Here is a 13750-nt window from a genome sequence, read left to right on the forward strand (position 1 = left end):
GAGACAGGGGCGTGGGTGGGTTGCCCGAGCGGCCTAAGGGAACGGTCTTGAAAACCGTCGTGGCAGCGATGTCACCGTGGGTTCAAATCCCACACCCACCGCAGCAGGTCAGCGTTTGTGCAGATCAGAAGGGGCACCTCCGATTCGGAGGTGCCCCGTCCGTTTGTGTCTGTCTCGTTCTGTTTCGCTTGTATCCCACTTCTGACCAGCGTCAGTGGTCCATTTGTGTTCCAGATTCAGACCGGATCAGGGCCCTCGGCAGTGTTGAGAGCTTGCTCGATCTGGGCGTTGGTCTTGTCTCTGGCTGCCGTGGATGACTTTGGGAGCCCACACGGGGCTTGCTGCCGGAGAGCAGCAACTCGCCCCGGCCCTCTGTGGGCAGGGTGCAGTCCCTCAGGTGCAGATCGGTGGCCTCGGCCGGGTGCATGGCCGCGTCGTAGATGCAGCCGAAGAAGGCTTGCGGGTGTTCGCCGCGCTTGCTCTGAGTGCCGACTGAGGCGATGAGGCTTCTGGCGAGACGGGGGCTGGGCACGAAGCGGAAGTTCACCTCGTCGTTCGTCTCCGGTGGGCTCCAGTCGACCTTGCTCAGGGGGACTGCGGTCAGGCAGCTTCCGCCGGACCGTTGTTCGGTGCGGCCTTCGACCCGTCCGTCTTGAAGGACAGTGCGGGGAGCGCCAGGCGCACGTCGAGCTCTGCGACCTTCAGCGACTTCCGCTCGATCCACGTCAGCGCCGCGGCTACGTTTCTCAGGGGGCTCCTCCACCTCGGTGCGGAGTTGCCAGACACCTGTGGAGTCTTTGGCCAGGCGGAAGGCCACGAGCAGAGCGCCCGGCGGAGCGCGTTGGGAGCGGGGGCGCCCCCGGATGTCGCTCACGAGGGCGGGGGTGACCGTGGCCAGTGCGTCCGTGATGCTCGCACGGAGGCTTTGAGTTGAGTTCCCGAACCTCCGAACTGGGGGGCGGTGTCGGTGTCGAGCTGATCGCGGCTGCGCAGAGCGGCCATCGCAGCAGATGGTCAACCGGGCGCTGGCCGCGTCCCGGGCACCCGTCGAACGGGCATGGCGCTGCTGAAGTCCGGGCGGATCTTCCGAAGATCCCGGATCAGCCCGAACCGCGTGACGTCAGTCGCCAAGGCCGTCCTCACCCTGGAGAGGCAACGCTGAAACGCTCACTGGTCCTGGCCGCCGAGCGGGACGCGGGCACGCACGGTATCGCGGGCGGCTCCAACGCGTGCGTCAACGATCATGTCGAGGCGTGTCCACCGGCCGGGAAGAGGCCGGCTCGCCGCGCGGTGTGCGAACTGCACGCCGAGCCCAACTCGGCGTCGCTGGGCGCGGTCGAGCGGCTGAACCCGGGCACCCACCTCTGACGTGGCGCCGGGCCTCAGTCTTTCCTCTTCCTTCGGCGCCGAATGCGGCACATATGCGGCGAGTATGCTCCGGCCGCGTAGCGTCCTCGACCTGAGCCGTAGAGGAAGAGGACATGATGCAGCTGAATAGCTACGACGAATGGTCCCCCCTCAAAGAGATCATCGTGGGTTCGGCGGAGAACTACTCGTGGCATGAACGGGAGCTGTCGTTCGAGCTGTTCTTCTACGACCAGATCTCCAACCAGAAGTCCTTCCACGACCGTATGTATTACCCGCACCTCAATCCGCCGCAGGAAGGTGTGGACAACAAGAGCAACTCGGGGCGGTCGCCGATCAAGCGGCGTTATGTCGAGGAACTCAACGAGGACGTCGAGGGAATCGTCGAGATTCTGAAGTCCCTGGGAGTGACCGTCCACCGGCCACTGTCGGTGGAGGGCTCGATAGAGGTGAAGACGCCCCCGTGGTCGGCCGCGGTGGTGCCGCCACTGAACATCCGGGACAACACGCTGATCATCGGCGGCGAGATCATCGAGACGCCGCCGCAGGTGCGCTCGCGCTATTTCGAGACGCAGTTCCTGACACCCGTCTTCAACGAGTACTTCCGTCAGGGAGCCCGCTGGACGGTGATGCCGCGCCCCCTGATGACCGACGCCTCCTTCGACCCCTCCTATGTCAACGGCGGGCCGGTGGAGTTCATCGCCCAGCCCAAGCCGTCGCCGTACGACGTGGGCTTCGAGATGATGTTCGACGGCGCGCAGTGCGTCCGGCTGGGCGGGGACCTGCTGGTCAACGTCGCGACGGCCAACCACGAGATGGCCTGCGACTGGCTGGAACGCCATCTGGAGGGGCGGATCCGCGTCCACCGGGTCCACAAGCTGGCGGACGGTCACGTCGACAGCATGGTGCTGGCGCTGCGACCGGGACTGCTGTTGATACGGACGCCCGCGGTGGTCGAGGCGCTGCCCGAGTCGCTGCGCTCCTGGGACATGATCTTCGCCCCGGAGCCGGACGCCAACAACTTCCCCGAGTACGAGAACGACGACCTGATCCTCACCAGCCCGTACATCGACCTCAACATCCTGTCGATCAGTCCCGACACCGTGATGATCAACGAGGCCAACGGCGAGCTGATCCGTGTCATGGAGCAGCACGGTTTCACCGTCGTGCCCTTCCGGCACCGGCACCGCCGGATCTTCGGCGGCGGTCTGCACTGCTTCACGCTGGACACCGTACGAGAGGGCTCCGTGCCGGAGAACTACCTGACCTAGGAGCGTTCATGTCCGCAGAGAACGAGTCGACGGCCACGGAGCCGGCGGCGAACGAGGCGAACGAGGCGACCGACGTGGTCGAGCCCGTCGAGCCGGTCGAGTCCGACGACGAGGGTTTCGAGGAATTCCACCTCGACGACCTCGAAGTCATCGAGAGCAAGGTTTTCGGCTGATGAGCGGGCCGGCCCGGCGGGACAAGGAGAGGGGGCGGTCATCGACAGGCCCGAGCGTATAGGCATCGGGATCCAGTACAACCCGGAGATCCTCGACTGGTTCCCGTTCACGTCGATGGACGTGGACCTTTACGAGGTGCTGCTGGATCCCGTCATGGGGCCGCTCGACAGCCCTTATCTCTTTCTTCCGGGGACTTTCGACAGCCTGATGGAACTGAAGGGGCGGCGACCGCTCCTGGCCCATTCGAACTACGGCTGCGACTTCGGGTTCCTGCCGCTGGAGGAGACACCGGCGGTACGTCGGCATGTACCGATGGCACAGAAGATCGGCAGCCCCTGGGTCGCCGACCACTGCTTCTACGGTGACAATTCCTGGCTGGACATCTGGAGCAGCCCGCTCCAGTTCTCCCGTGCGGAGGTCGTCCGTGTCGCCGACCGGGCACGGCGGCTCCAGGACGCGTACGGCATCCCTCTGGCTCACGAGAACGCGGCCTACTACCTGGCCACGCCCGGCGCGGAGTTGAGGGAGGCGGAGTTCATGGCCGCGCTGGTGGAGCGGGCGGGCACCTATCTCCATCTCGACCTGCACAACATCTACGCCAACTCGCTGAACCTGCCCGGCTACCGCACGGAGGACTATCTCGCGGAACTGCCACTGGACCGCGTCATCGCGGTACACCTCGCGGGCGGCAGCTGGCGCGACGGCTTCTACCACGACTGGCACGACAGCCCGGTGCCCGAGCCGGTGTGGGAGATGCTCGAATGGCTGCTGGAGCGGGCCTCGCCGGCTGCGGTCACCCTTGAATTCCAGGGGCGTTGCCACCACGAGGGCACACGGGTGCTCGGTGGGGAAAAGGATCTGGAGATGATCCGAAACGATCTCGCGCGCGCCCGGAGCGTCTGGAGCAAGGCGACGGCACTCCCCGGAGCCCGCTGATGGAAGCCGCCGTGGTCTGGCGCGTATGGCGCCGCCTGCTCAGGGAGCCCGTCCTGCGGGAGGCCGTTCTGGGCGGCCGGCTCGACGAACTGGCCGCCGCCCTGGGACTCGACGCGCCGGAGATCGAGGTGGCGCGCGCCTACGCGGAGCACCCCGCGGGCACGGAGATGTTCGTCCACAGCTACCGCTTCCGCATGGTGAGCTCCTTCTTCAACGCTCTTGAGACGGTTGCCCCGTTGACCCACCGGGCGCTGCTCGCGAACGACGTCGGCCTGCGCGAGATCGCCGTCGACCTGCTGGACCGCCGGGAATGGGTCGATGCCGGCCCCTTCGTCTACGCGTTCGGCAGCCAGATCCTGGATCACCTCGCCGCAGACAAGGCGCTCGGCGAGATCACCGGCCTCCCGGAGCTGATCGCGCTGGAGCGCGCGGCGGCCGATGTCGTCATCGAGGCCGCTGCCGGCCGCCCGGCGGCCGAGGACCAGGATTCGGCGGTGGGGCACTGGCGCGTGCGCGCGCCCTTCGGGATCCACACCTGCGACCGTGACCTCTCCGAGTGGCTGCGCGACTCCCGCACGCTCGGCCTCTCGGTCCCGTCGGCGGCTTCGAAGCACTATTTGATCTTCCTGCCCACACCCGACACGGACCGGCGCATCGTGGCGGTGCCCCGCCGCGCCTGCGACATCCTGCGGATCCTGAAGGACCGCCCCGCCGAACTATCTTTGCTGGCAGAGGAGTTGGCGCAGCGGGGACACCCGGCCGCACCCGCGCGGGACCGGGCGATCCTGGACCGGTTCGAGGCCCTCGGGCTCGTCGCCGCGCCGGTCGGCGGGAGCTGAGCATGTTCAAGCTGTTCTGGTTCCGGTCCACCGGCTTCCCCTTCGACGCCCTCGACGGCCTCGCCCTGCCGCCGGACGTCGCGTCGGGCATGGCGTCGGGCATCGCGCCGGGCATCGCGCCGGGCATCGCGCCGGACGTCGCGCCGGACGTCGCGTCGGACGTCGCGTCGAGCGTGGCCACCGGCACGGCCACGGCCATGGCGGCGGACAGCCCCTCGGCCGACCCCACGGCCGAGGACGAGCGGCGGTTCCAGGAGCACCAGACACGGGCGCGGAAGACCCTCGCCGGTCTGCTGGCCCGGCCCGACGCCGCCGAAGCCCTGCTGCTCTCCAACCCCGACGCGCTGGACCGCCTGACCTCCCTCGGGGATTCGACCGGCCGCGCCATCAACTCCCGGTCGCGGCAGCGACTTCGTCTGGGGTGGAGCTATCTCCAGCGCTTCCACGCCAAGAACGACACCTGTAGCTTCTTCGGGCCGCTCGCCTGGGGACAGGTGGACGACGCCTCTCCCACCCCGCTGCGCGCCGACCCGCTCGACCCGGACCGGGGAACCCTGTTTCGCAGACAGGTCTTCTTCGAACACTGGGTGGTCGACCGGCTGTGCGCGGTCCTCAGCCAGGACGAGCGGCTCAGAGCCGTACTGCCGCTGCCGCTGCACAGCGGATGCGATGTCCTCGGCCGGAGGGTACGAGTGCCCCTGGGCAGAGAGGTTCGGGTCGGCGCCGACGCGGCCCGGCTGCTGCGGCTCGCGGACGAGGGGACCCTGGACGCGGCGACCCTGGACGCGGCCACACCGGCGGCGCGCGGGACCGTGGCCCGGCTGGTCTCGGCCGAACTGCGCCTCCCCCCGGGGACCGAGCAGCCGATGCGGACGATCGGTGACGTGATCGGTGCCACGGGCCCGTCGGACGAACTGCGGCCGGTTCTCGAAGCGCTGGGCGAACTGGAGTCCATGCGCGAGGAGTTCGAGGCGGCGGGGCGCGAGAGGCGGCGTGAACTGCTCGGCCGGATGGGGCGGACACTGACCGCGATCGGCGTCGACACCCGGCGCCGCCACGGCGAGATGTATGTCGGCCGCTTCCCGGTGTACGAGGACTGCCAGCGCAATATGGCACTCACCGTGGGGGAACCGCTGGCCCGGTCGTTGCGGGAGCGGCTCACGCCCGTGATGCGGCTCTTCCGGACGGTCGCCGAGTGCGCCGCCGCCCGTCTGCACGACAGATTCGCGAAGATCCACGCCACCCTGCCCCGCGACGACGACGGCACGGTGGACTTCCTGCTCTTCCTTCAGGCCGTACGGGGCCCGGAGCAGGCGGAAGCGCACCAGGAGGTGGCGGGAGAGCTGCGGGAGATTCTGCGCACGGCATGGTCCGGGGCGGCCGGTGGCCCGCTGGACGAGGTGTCCCTGGAGCCCGGGGATCTGGCACGTATCGCGGCGGCTCTCACGGCCGCGACACCCGATCACCACCGCTTCGGCACGGTGCTCGGAGTGGGCATCGCCTCCCCCGACATCCTGCTGGCCGCGCACGATCAAGAGGCCGTCAACGACGGGGACTTCCGCATCGTGATCGGCGAGGTGCATCCGGGTGTGCTCACCGCGCTTCAGCCCGTGGCGATGCCGTTCCTCGACGTCGCCTCGGCCAAGTGGGCCCATGCCGAGGCCGACCGGCTGCTCGCACCCGGCCGGATACTGCTGGCGGCGGGCGACGAGACGTACCAGCGATCCCGTATCGACTGGCCGGTCGTGCCGAACCTGTGGGAGATCGCCCTGCCCGGAAGCACCAGCCGTTGCCCGCCCGAGCGCCGGATCCCGGCCGGCCGGGGGCGGATCGTCGAGCGGGAGGGACTGCTGCGCTTCGTGGACCGGCGGTCCGGCCGGGACGAGGACCTCGTCACCGTGCTCGCCACGGATCTGCACCGGGTGCTCTTCGCCGTGGCCGGTGATGTCCTCGGCGGGAGCCTGCCGCAGCGGATCCGCTGGCGGGGGGTGGAGCTGAAACGCCGTTCCTGGACCTTCGAGACAGCCGAACTGCCCACCCCCACCAGACCGGCGGAAGTGCTGGCGGAATACGCGGAGTTCGCGGTCTGGGCCCAGGGGCGCGGCTTGCCGCGGCACTGCTATTTCCTCGCCGACACCGAGCCCAAACCGATCTATCTCGACTGGCGCAACCCACTGGCCGTGGACACCTTCGCGAAGACCGTCCACCGGGCGACCCGCGTCAAGCTCACCGAAATGAGCCCCGGCCCGGACGAGTTGTGGTTCCGCACCGAGGCCGGGCGGTTCTCCTCGGAACTGCGCATGTCGTTCGTCGTCTGAGCCCCGCGAGAGCCACGGAGAGGAGGAGAGGGTGTCCGACGACGAGACCGTCCGCGGGGTCTTCCCCGCCCGCTTCCGTGTCGGCGACCCGGATCCGGCCGGCCGGTCGGAGGTGAGCGATCCCGAATCGCCGCGACGGTGGGTGCTGGGCAGGAACGAACTGAGTGTGGCCCGCCGCTTCGACGGCGCCCGCAGCTACGCCGAGATCGCGGCAGCCGTGGGACCCGCTGTCGCGGGACCCACCGGGAACGGGGAGGCCCGGCACAGGCTCTCCCCCGACGCGGCACGCCGCTTCGAGACCAGACTGCTGCGCCTGGGCCTGCTCGAACCGTGCGGCGAGGCGGCGCGTGGGGTCAACTGGCAGCGCCTGAGGGCCTGGTGCCGTACGCGCGCGACCATCGAGTTCGCCGGGGGAGATCCCACTCGTCTCCTCGACCGGCTCGACGGGCCTCTGAGGACGCTCACGGCTCGGTCCGTGGTCCTGCTCGTGGCCCTCGGAGCCGTACTGACTCTGGCCGCTCTCGGGACCCGGGCCGGCATGATCCTCGATGAACTGCGGGACGCCCTGGTGGGAGCGGGGCTCCTGGGCTTTCTCGCCGCGTTCGTCGCGTCGGCGCTGTTCCACGAGGGCGGGCACGCAGTCGCCTGCCACCGCTATGGCGTACCCGTCGACCGTGTGGGCATCGGGCTGCGCTGGTTCATCCCCTTCGCCTGGACCAGGCCGGACCAGACCGCCTGGCAGAGGCTCCCGGTCTCCGCCCGCGTCGTGACCGTCGTCGCCGGCCCACTGGGGGGCTTGGTGTTCGCCGCGCTCGGGGGGCTCGTCTGGTATCTCGGACACGACGTGGACGGAGTCCGGGCGGCGGGGCTGTACATGCTCGCCGCGGGCACTGTCGGGATGGCTCCCACGCTGGTGCCGGTCCTTGAGGGCGACGCGTATCTGCTCCTGGAGTTGTGGCTGCGCCGGCCCAATCTGCGCAGCCGCAGCTTCGATCACCTGGTCACCACCTTCACCGATCCCCGCCGGGCCGGGCGTACCGGCGGGGGGAAGCGCGTGCTGTACCTGTCCTTCGCCTCGGTGTCCGCGCTCGGCTCGGTGGCCGCCACCTGCCTGGTGTTCTGGGCGGCCTACCGGTTCTCGATCGAGCCCGCCGGGGGGCCTGGATGACCACCCCCGCGTATCACCTGCCTGGCCACTGGGACCAGGTGCATCACGGCGTCGTGCCGGGACCGCCCAGCCACGCCGGCCGTGCCCTGAGCGCCTCCGTGCGCCAGGTCGTCACCCGGACGGTGCCTTCGGACGGGACCGTTCTCGACATCGCCTGCGGCACAGGTGAACTGCTGCGCGGCCTTCCCGCCGGCCGGCGGACGATCGGCATGGACTTCTCCGGCGAGGCATTGGGGCTGGCGGCCGGAGGCCATGGCTCCCGGAGAAGGGGTGGCGGCGGCTGGGTGCGGGCGGACGCCCACCAACCGCCCGTGCGGAGCGCCTCGGTCGACGCCGTGCTCTGCCTGGCCAGCATGTGGGTGTTCGCCGATCCGGCGCGGGTTCTCACCGAGGCCTTCCGGGTCCTGCGACCGGGGGGAGTCGCCGTCGTGCACCTGTGGGGCAGCCCCGCGGACTGCAGGCTGATCACCCTCGGCGCCGTCTCCGTCGGACAGGTGGTCCAGGACTCCCGTCTCACTCCCGGGGTGCGGGGACCGTTCGAACTCACCCCCGGCCTGGTCGACACCTGGCTGCGGGGCGCGGGCTTCGCACCGGCCGACTGGCGGCCCCAGGAGCTCCGGCTCTCCGTGCCCCGGCCCGACGACTACTGGCCGGAGTTCGCCGCGCTCGCCCCCACCTCCTACGACCACTACCGGCGCGCGGGCACCGCCGGACGCGAGCGGATACGTGCCCTGCTGGCGGGCCTCCTCGCCGCGTCACGGCGGAGGGTGGGCGACGACTCGCTCTCCCTGTCCTGGCGGTTGGGGGTGGCGCGCCGGGGAGCGGGGTGAGGTGCCGGAAGGAGACGCCGGGGCTACGGGGTGCCCCAACGGGGCGCTCCCGGTGTCAGCCAGGCGAAGCTGTCGAGCGGAGGGCCACCGCTCAGGATGTGCTCGTTCAGCTGCCGCAGCTGATCGGTGGGCTCGACGCCGAGATCCTGGATGACCCGCCGACGGGCCAGCCGGTACGTCTCCAGGGCCTCCGCCCGCCGGTACGAGCGGTAGAACGCGAGCATCAGCATGCCCCACAGCTCCTCGGAGAGCGGGTTGCTGCCGAGGAGCCGGCGGATCTCGGCGATCGCCCGTCCGTAGTCGCCGAGGTGGAGTCTGGTCTTCACCAGCATCTGATGCGCCGCCACCCGCAGATCCTCCCAGTAGAGGATCTCGGTCTCCAATTGGGGAGCGAGCACCAGTCCCTGGCAGAGCGGCCCCCGCCAGAGATCGGTCGCCGCCTCCAGATAGGAGCGGGCGAGAGCGATCTCGCCCGCTTCCAGCGCCCGCCGCCCCATGTCGGCGAAGTCCTCGAAGCGTGTGATGTCCAGCTCGCCGCGGCGCACCTCCAGCAGATATCCGCCGCCGGTCGAGCTGAGTACGGCGCTTCCCGCCGGGGCGGAGTCGCGGAGGAAGCGGCGCAGCCGCGACACGTACTGCCGGAGATTGGACCGGGCGGACTGCGGTTTCGCCCCGGGCCACAGCAGCGCGACAAGGGAGTCGGAGTCGTTGACACGGTGTGAGCGCAGCAGCAGGACGGCCATCAGCGTCGTCGTCATGCCACTCGGTCCCACTCTGTGCCCGTCCGCGTCATTGACGCCCGGGGCGCCGATGAGGCGGTAGGTCGGCACGGCCGGTGACGGGCGGAGCTGTTCGGCCGACGGCTGCGTGTCCAGCACTGTCTCTGCGCTCACAGGGGCCCTCCTGTCAGGAGTTCGGCGATCGTGTTCTGTTCCGGGTCAGGGCTTTTTGGCCGGCTCGTCCTCTTGCGGTGCGACGCGGTAGCGCAGATAGGACGGCACCGCGGCGGCGAGCGCCAGCACCGCCAGTACGCAGGTGACCCCGCCCGCCACGACCGCGGCTCCGGGGCCGAGGGCACCGGCGACGAATCCGGCCCGGCCGTCGCCCAGGCGCGGCCCGCCCGCTCCGACGATGGTCCACACGCCCGAGGTCCGGCCCAGGAAGGCGTCCGGTGTCTCGCGCTGGACGACGGAGGACCGCAGTACGGCGCTGAACGTGTCGGCCGCGCCGGCGGCCGCGAGCAGCAGCAGCGCCAGCCACAGTTCATGGGCCAGTCCGAACGCCGCCAGTGCCACTCCCCAGGCGACGATGACGGTGATCGAGGCGAGTCCGAGACGGCGTACGGCGCCCAGCCAGCCGCTGAAGACGGTGCCGAGCAGATTGCCCGCGGCCATCGCCGCGGAGAGATAGGCCGCCGTCGCGGTGCTGCCGTGGAACCGTTCCACGGCCAGGGCGGGGAACAGCGCGGCGGGCATCGCGAGGACTGTCGCGACGATGTCCAGCACGTAGCACATCCACAGCAGCGGACGCTTGCGTATGAAACGCAGGCCCTCGATCACGGATCCCAGATCCGCCCTGCGTGCCCCGTCCGGAAGGGGGAGGCTCGGCAGCCCCCGCAGCAGGGTGATGGCCACCGCGAAGGCAACGATGTCAACGAGATACGCCGCCCCGTAGCCTCCCAGGACCACCATGGCGCCGCCGATCAGCGGGCCGCCGATGAAGCCGACGGAGAAGACCAGGAACAGCAGGGAGTTGGCCGCCGGCAGGTCGTCGGGCCCGACCAGCCGGGGTACCAGTGCCCGTCTGGCCGGCAGGTCGACCGCGAAAAGGCCGGCCTGCACGGCGACGCATCCGTACAGCAGCCACAGGTTGTCCAGCCCCGCCAGCGCCTGGACGACCAGCACCACGCTCACCAGCGCCGAGCCGGACGCGACCAGCAGGATCAGCCGTCGCCGGTCCATCGCGTCGGCGACGGCCCCGCCGTACAGACCGCAGACGACCATGGGCACCAGGGCGGCCAGCCCCACCGTCCCCACGCTCACGGAGGAGTGTGTGAGCGAGTACACCTGCCAGGGCACGACCACCTGCGTGACCTGGCTGCCGAGCAGGGTCATGCACTGCCCGCCGACGAGCCGGCGGAACGCCGGGTATCGCCGTAACGGGGTCACGTCGATGAGCAGTCCTACGGGCTTAACCACAGTCCCCCTGTCCGTGTTCAGGTTCCACGCGTGTCTCTCCTCCGGTCAGGACAAGTCGGGTCAGGACAAGGCCAGGTCGGCTCGGGCCGGGTCGGGCGGGTTCAGATCACGCAGGCCGTCGTGTGCGGTGGTTCGGCCCAGCGCGGGCGGCCGGCAGGCTCGCCGGACAGCCGGCCGGGAGGTGTCGCCCGGCCAGGTGTCCGGCCGAGTGTCCCGGCCACATTCTCCAGCACCGCCAACTGCCCCTCGTACGGGGGCGAATCCCTCGGCCAGTTGACCACGAGGTCGGTGAAGCCGGCTTCCCCGAAAAGCCCCGAGGCGTCCTCGAAGGCCGCCGCCGACGCGAGCACCCCGCCCGTCGTCGACCCGGTGACGAGCATCCGGGCCAGCGTGGCGGGGTCGCGCCCGGCCTCGGCGCAGGCCTCGTCGAGAGCGGCCGACTGCCGCTGGAGAAGCGGGAGGACTTCCCGGTACGGGAGAGGCTCGAAGAGGCCGGGTGTGCCATTGGTGATCCAGGTGTCGGCGTACCGGACGGCGAGCCGCATCGACTCCGGCCCGGCCGCGGCGATCGCCAGCGGCGCACGCGGTCGCTGGAGACAGCCGGGGCGCATCTGCACACCGTCCGCCTGGTACCAGGTGCCGTGGTAGGTGGTCTCCGGCCGGCGCAGCAGCATGTCGGTGAGTTCGACGAACTCCTCGAAGCGCCGCTGCCGGCGGCCGGCGGTCAGCGGACGGCCTCCCAGGGCGCGCTCGTCGTAACCCCCCGCTCCCGAGCCGAGACCGCAGACGAACCGGCCCCCGGAGATGTCGTCGAGGGTCATGACCTCCTTGGCGAAGGTCACAGGATGCCGGTACTCGGGGGTGGCGACGAGGGTGCCGATGCCGATGCGGGAGGTGACCGCGGCAGCCGCCGTGAGCGTGGGCAGACAGCTGAACCACGGCTCCTCGCGCAGCCTCCGCCACATGAGGTGGTCATGGGTCCAGGCATGGTCGAACCCGAACTCCTCGGCCAGGCGCCACCGTTCACGCGCGACCTGCCAACGGGCTTCCGGAAGTATGACGATGCCGTGGCGCACGAGCGGCTCCCCTCGTTCGGCCGACTTCGCGTCGGGTTCAGGGTGACGAAGATGTCTGGGGTCCGGCGGGCGCGCGGCGCTCAGAGGAAGAGCGACTCGACCTGGTCGTGGATACGGCCGGCGGCGGCGATGTCCTCGGCCACGACGCAGTACCGGACGGTGCCGTCGGCCCGGCTGTACGCCTTGGTGAGGACCACGCCGGTGCGGGTGCCGGGGTCGTAGGCGAAGCCGGACTCGGCGAGCCGGGCCACCGCGGCGGGGAACGAGGGAACGGGCCAGCCGCTGTACTCCGCGATCAGCCGGTCCCCGGCGAAGCCGGGCCCGACCACATGCTCCCCGATGACGCTGTAGAGATGGGTGGAACCGGTGATCCGGCCGTTGTACTCGGTGAACCGGACCTCCCCGTCCTCGGTCAGGACGGCGTCCGCGCAGAAGAAGCCCCGGTAGCCCAGCGAGCGCAGCGACTCGCACATCCGGCCGCTGGCGGAGACGAGGACGGCGAGAGCGCCCGAGTCGAGTTCCGGGGCCGGGATGACCTGGGCGTTCGCGATGGGCGCGGAGAACATCTCCCCCTGCTGGGAGAAGACGGAGGTGTGGTCGTTGATGATGAACTCGGCAGTGATCGCACGGCTGTTGGGGAAGTAGCGTTCGATGACGGCGGGATAGTGCTCCTCGTTGGTGAGCCACATCCACCGCTCGTCGAGGTACTCCCGCACCGCCGCGCGCTCGGCGATCTCCAGCAGGCGTCCGGCGCCGACGGGTTCGAGGCCGGGGACGGGGCTGAGGATCTCGTTGCCGAGCCCGCCGCAGGAGAAGTCCCGCTTGAGCATGGCCGGATGACCCTGATCGAGCAGTTCCATGATCGCGTTCTCGGCGTCCTGGCGGTTGGTGCACACCGCGCCTTCGGGCAGTGGCACCCCGGCTCCGGCGGCCACGGCGCGGAAGACCGCCTTGCTGTTGACCAGTGTGCCGCCGCCCTGACTGATGAACTCGTAGCCGGGAAGGGCCTTCTCCGCTCCGAGGAAGCGGGCCAGGGACGCCACGCCCGCGTCGGGTGTGAGGGCGATGATCGTGTCGACCGGTTCGCCATCGAGGGTCTTGCGGAGCTTCCCCCGGAATTCCTCGTCGGCCAGCCGGGCGGCGGTCAGCAGTTCGGTGCCCGTCTGTCCGGGGGGCGGGGTGAGGAGCCGCAGCGTCGACACGTCCGTCCTGGTCAACGATGTGATGTAGGCGAGGAGATCGTCCTCCGGCTCGACGGGCAGGACGATGACGTCACCGTCCCGTGCGAACCACAGCAGCAGGTGGGAAGAGGCGGCGGCGGTCTGCAAATGGGCTTGCGGCAGCCGTGCGGTGTCGCCGGCGAGTTCGTCGGTGAAGCAGTTGGCGATGAGGAGTCGAGGCATGTGCGGTCACCCTTTCGATTCGATTGATTCGGCCCGCGAGCCCGCCAGGATCGGCAAGTCACCTCCTGGGCCGTGTCTTCAAAGTCCCGCCTGGCCCGCGACGCCTGGTACGGCACCTCGCCGCGTTGTCGGAGTCGGCCGAGTACGCCCGGTACGAGGCCGATCCTCCGCC

11 protein-coding genes, 1 tRNA gene and 1 pseudogene are annotated in these 13750 nt (G+C 70.0%); 9 read left to right on the forward strand and 4 right to left on the reverse strand.

Features of this window, described 5'->3' with window-relative positions; genetic code table 11:
* The first annotated feature begins 14 nt into the window (after positions 1 to 14).
* The 9 genes and pseudogenes from P3L51_RS30435 (at position 15) to P3L51_RS30475 (ending at position 8901) form a co-directional block, all read left to right on the forward strand.
* Positions 15 to 101 (forward strand) — tRNA-Ser (locus tag P3L51_RS30435).
* Between the two features lie 915 nt (positions 102 to 1016).
* Positions 1017 to 1162 (forward strand): annotated as a pseudogene (locus P3L51_RS30440) (IS5/IS1182 family transposase); the annotation flags it as partial.
* A gap of 319 nt (positions 1163 to 1481) precedes the next feature.
* Positions 1482 to 2636 (forward strand): glycine amidinotransferase, encoded by a 1155-nt coding sequence (locus P3L51_RS30445; RefSeq protein ID WP_354608549.1) that lies wholly within the window; start codon positions 1482 to 1484, stop codon positions 2634 to 2636.
* Positions 2637 to 2644: 8 nt separating this feature from the next.
* Positions 2645 to 2809, forward strand: a complete 165-nt coding sequence (locus P3L51_RS30450; protein WP_354608550.1) for a TglA family RiPP precursor — start codon at positions 2645 to 2647, stop codon at positions 2807 to 2809.
* A gap of 115 nt (positions 2810 to 2924) precedes the next feature.
* Positions 2925 to 3746, forward strand: a complete 822-nt coding sequence (locus P3L51_RS30455) for an MbnB/TglH/ChrH family RiPP precursor modification enzyme (RefSeq protein ID WP_354608551.1) — start codon at positions 2925 to 2927, stop codon at positions 3744 to 3746.
* On the forward strand, positions 3746 to 4585 hold the full coding sequence (locus P3L51_RS30460) for a hypothetical protein (RefSeq protein WP_354608552.1): 840 nt from the start codon (positions 3746 to 3748) through the stop codon (positions 4583 to 4585). The genes P3L51_RS30455 and P3L51_RS30460 overlap by 1 nt, the downstream gene beginning before the upstream one ends.
* 2 nt (positions 4586 to 4587) lie before the next feature.
* Positions 4588 to 6903: a lantibiotic dehydratase gene (locus P3L51_RS30465; protein ID WP_354608553.1), complete on the forward strand. Its 2316-nt coding sequence runs from the start codon at positions 4588 to 4590 to the stop codon at positions 6901 to 6903.
* 31 nt (positions 6904 to 6934) lie between these two features.
* A complete protein-coding gene (locus tag P3L51_RS30470) occupies positions 6935 to 8071 on the forward strand; it encodes a M50 family metallopeptidase (RefSeq protein WP_354608554.1) in 1137 nt (378 codons plus the stop codon).
* Positions 8068 to 8901 carry a class I SAM-dependent methyltransferase gene (locus tag P3L51_RS30475; RefSeq protein ID WP_354608555.1) on the forward strand — a complete coding sequence of 278 codons (834 nt, stop codon included), beginning with the start codon at positions 8068 to 8070 and terminating at the stop codon, positions 8899 to 8901. Before P3L51_RS30470 ends, P3L51_RS30475 begins: the two co-directional genes overlap by 4 nt.
* A 23-nt stretch (positions 8902 to 8924) precedes the next feature.
* Here P3L51_RS30475 and P3L51_RS30480 read toward each other — a convergent pair whose 3' ends face one another.
* The 4 genes from P3L51_RS30480 to P3L51_RS30495 form a co-directional block, all read right to left on the reverse strand.
* Complete coding sequence (locus tag P3L51_RS30480; protein WP_354608556.1) at positions 8925 to 9794, reverse strand: AfsR/SARP family transcriptional regulator; 870 nt, start codon at positions 9792 to 9794, stop codon at positions 8925 to 8927.
* A 45-nt stretch (positions 9795 to 9839) separates the two neighbouring features.
* Positions 9840 to 11099, reverse strand: a complete 1260-nt coding sequence (locus P3L51_RS30485) for an MFS transporter (protein WP_354608557.1) — start codon at positions 11097 to 11099, stop codon at positions 9840 to 9842.
* Positions 11100 to 11200: 101 nt separating this feature from the next.
* On the reverse strand, positions 11201 to 12175 hold the full coding sequence (locus P3L51_RS30490; RefSeq protein ID WP_354608558.1) for an LLM class flavin-dependent oxidoreductase: 975 nt from the start codon (positions 12173 to 12175) through the stop codon (positions 11201 to 11203).
* An 80-nt stretch (positions 12176 to 12255) separates the two neighbouring features.
* Positions 12256 to 13578 (reverse strand): preATP grasp domain-containing protein, encoded by a 1323-nt coding sequence (locus P3L51_RS30495; RefSeq protein WP_354608559.1) that lies wholly within the window; start codon positions 13576 to 13578, stop codon positions 12256 to 12258.
* Positions 13579 to 13750: the final 172 nt, after the last annotated feature.

Source organism: Streptomyces panacea, assembly GCF_040560175.1.
GTDB classification, from domain to species: domain Bacteria; phylum Actinomycetota; class Actinomycetes; order Streptomycetales; family Streptomycetaceae; genus Streptomyces; species Streptomyces panacea.

Bases quoted from the DNA above. Each gene is read 5' to 3' on its own strand.
- P3L51_RS30495 (WP_354608559.1), bottom strand. From the start codon at position 13,578: ATGCCTCGACTCCTCATCGCCAACTGCTTCACCGACGAACTCGCCGGC.
- P3L51_RS30465 (WP_354608553.1), top strand. From the start codon at position 4,588: ATGTTCAAGCTGTTCTGGTTCCGGTCCACCGGCTTCCCCTTCGACGCC.
- P3L51_RS30450 (WP_354608550.1), top strand. From the start codon at position 2,645: ATGTCCGCAGAGAACGAGTCGACGGCCACGGAGCCGGCGGCGAACGAG.
- P3L51_RS30475 (WP_354608555.1), top strand. From the start codon at position 8,068: ATGACCACCCCCGCGTATCACCTGCCTGGCCACTGGGACCAGGTGCAT.
- P3L51_RS30455 (WP_354608551.1), top strand. From the start codon at position 2,925: ATGGACGTGGACCTTTACGAGGTGCTGCTGGATCCCGTCATGGGGCCG.
- P3L51_RS30460 (WP_354608552.1), top strand. From the start codon at position 3,746: ATGGAAGCCGCCGTGGTCTGGCGCGTATGGCGCCGCCTGCTCAGGGAG.
- P3L51_RS30445 (WP_354608549.1), top strand. From the start codon at position 1,482: ATGATGCAGCTGAATAGCTACGACGAATGGTCCCCCCTCAAAGAGATC.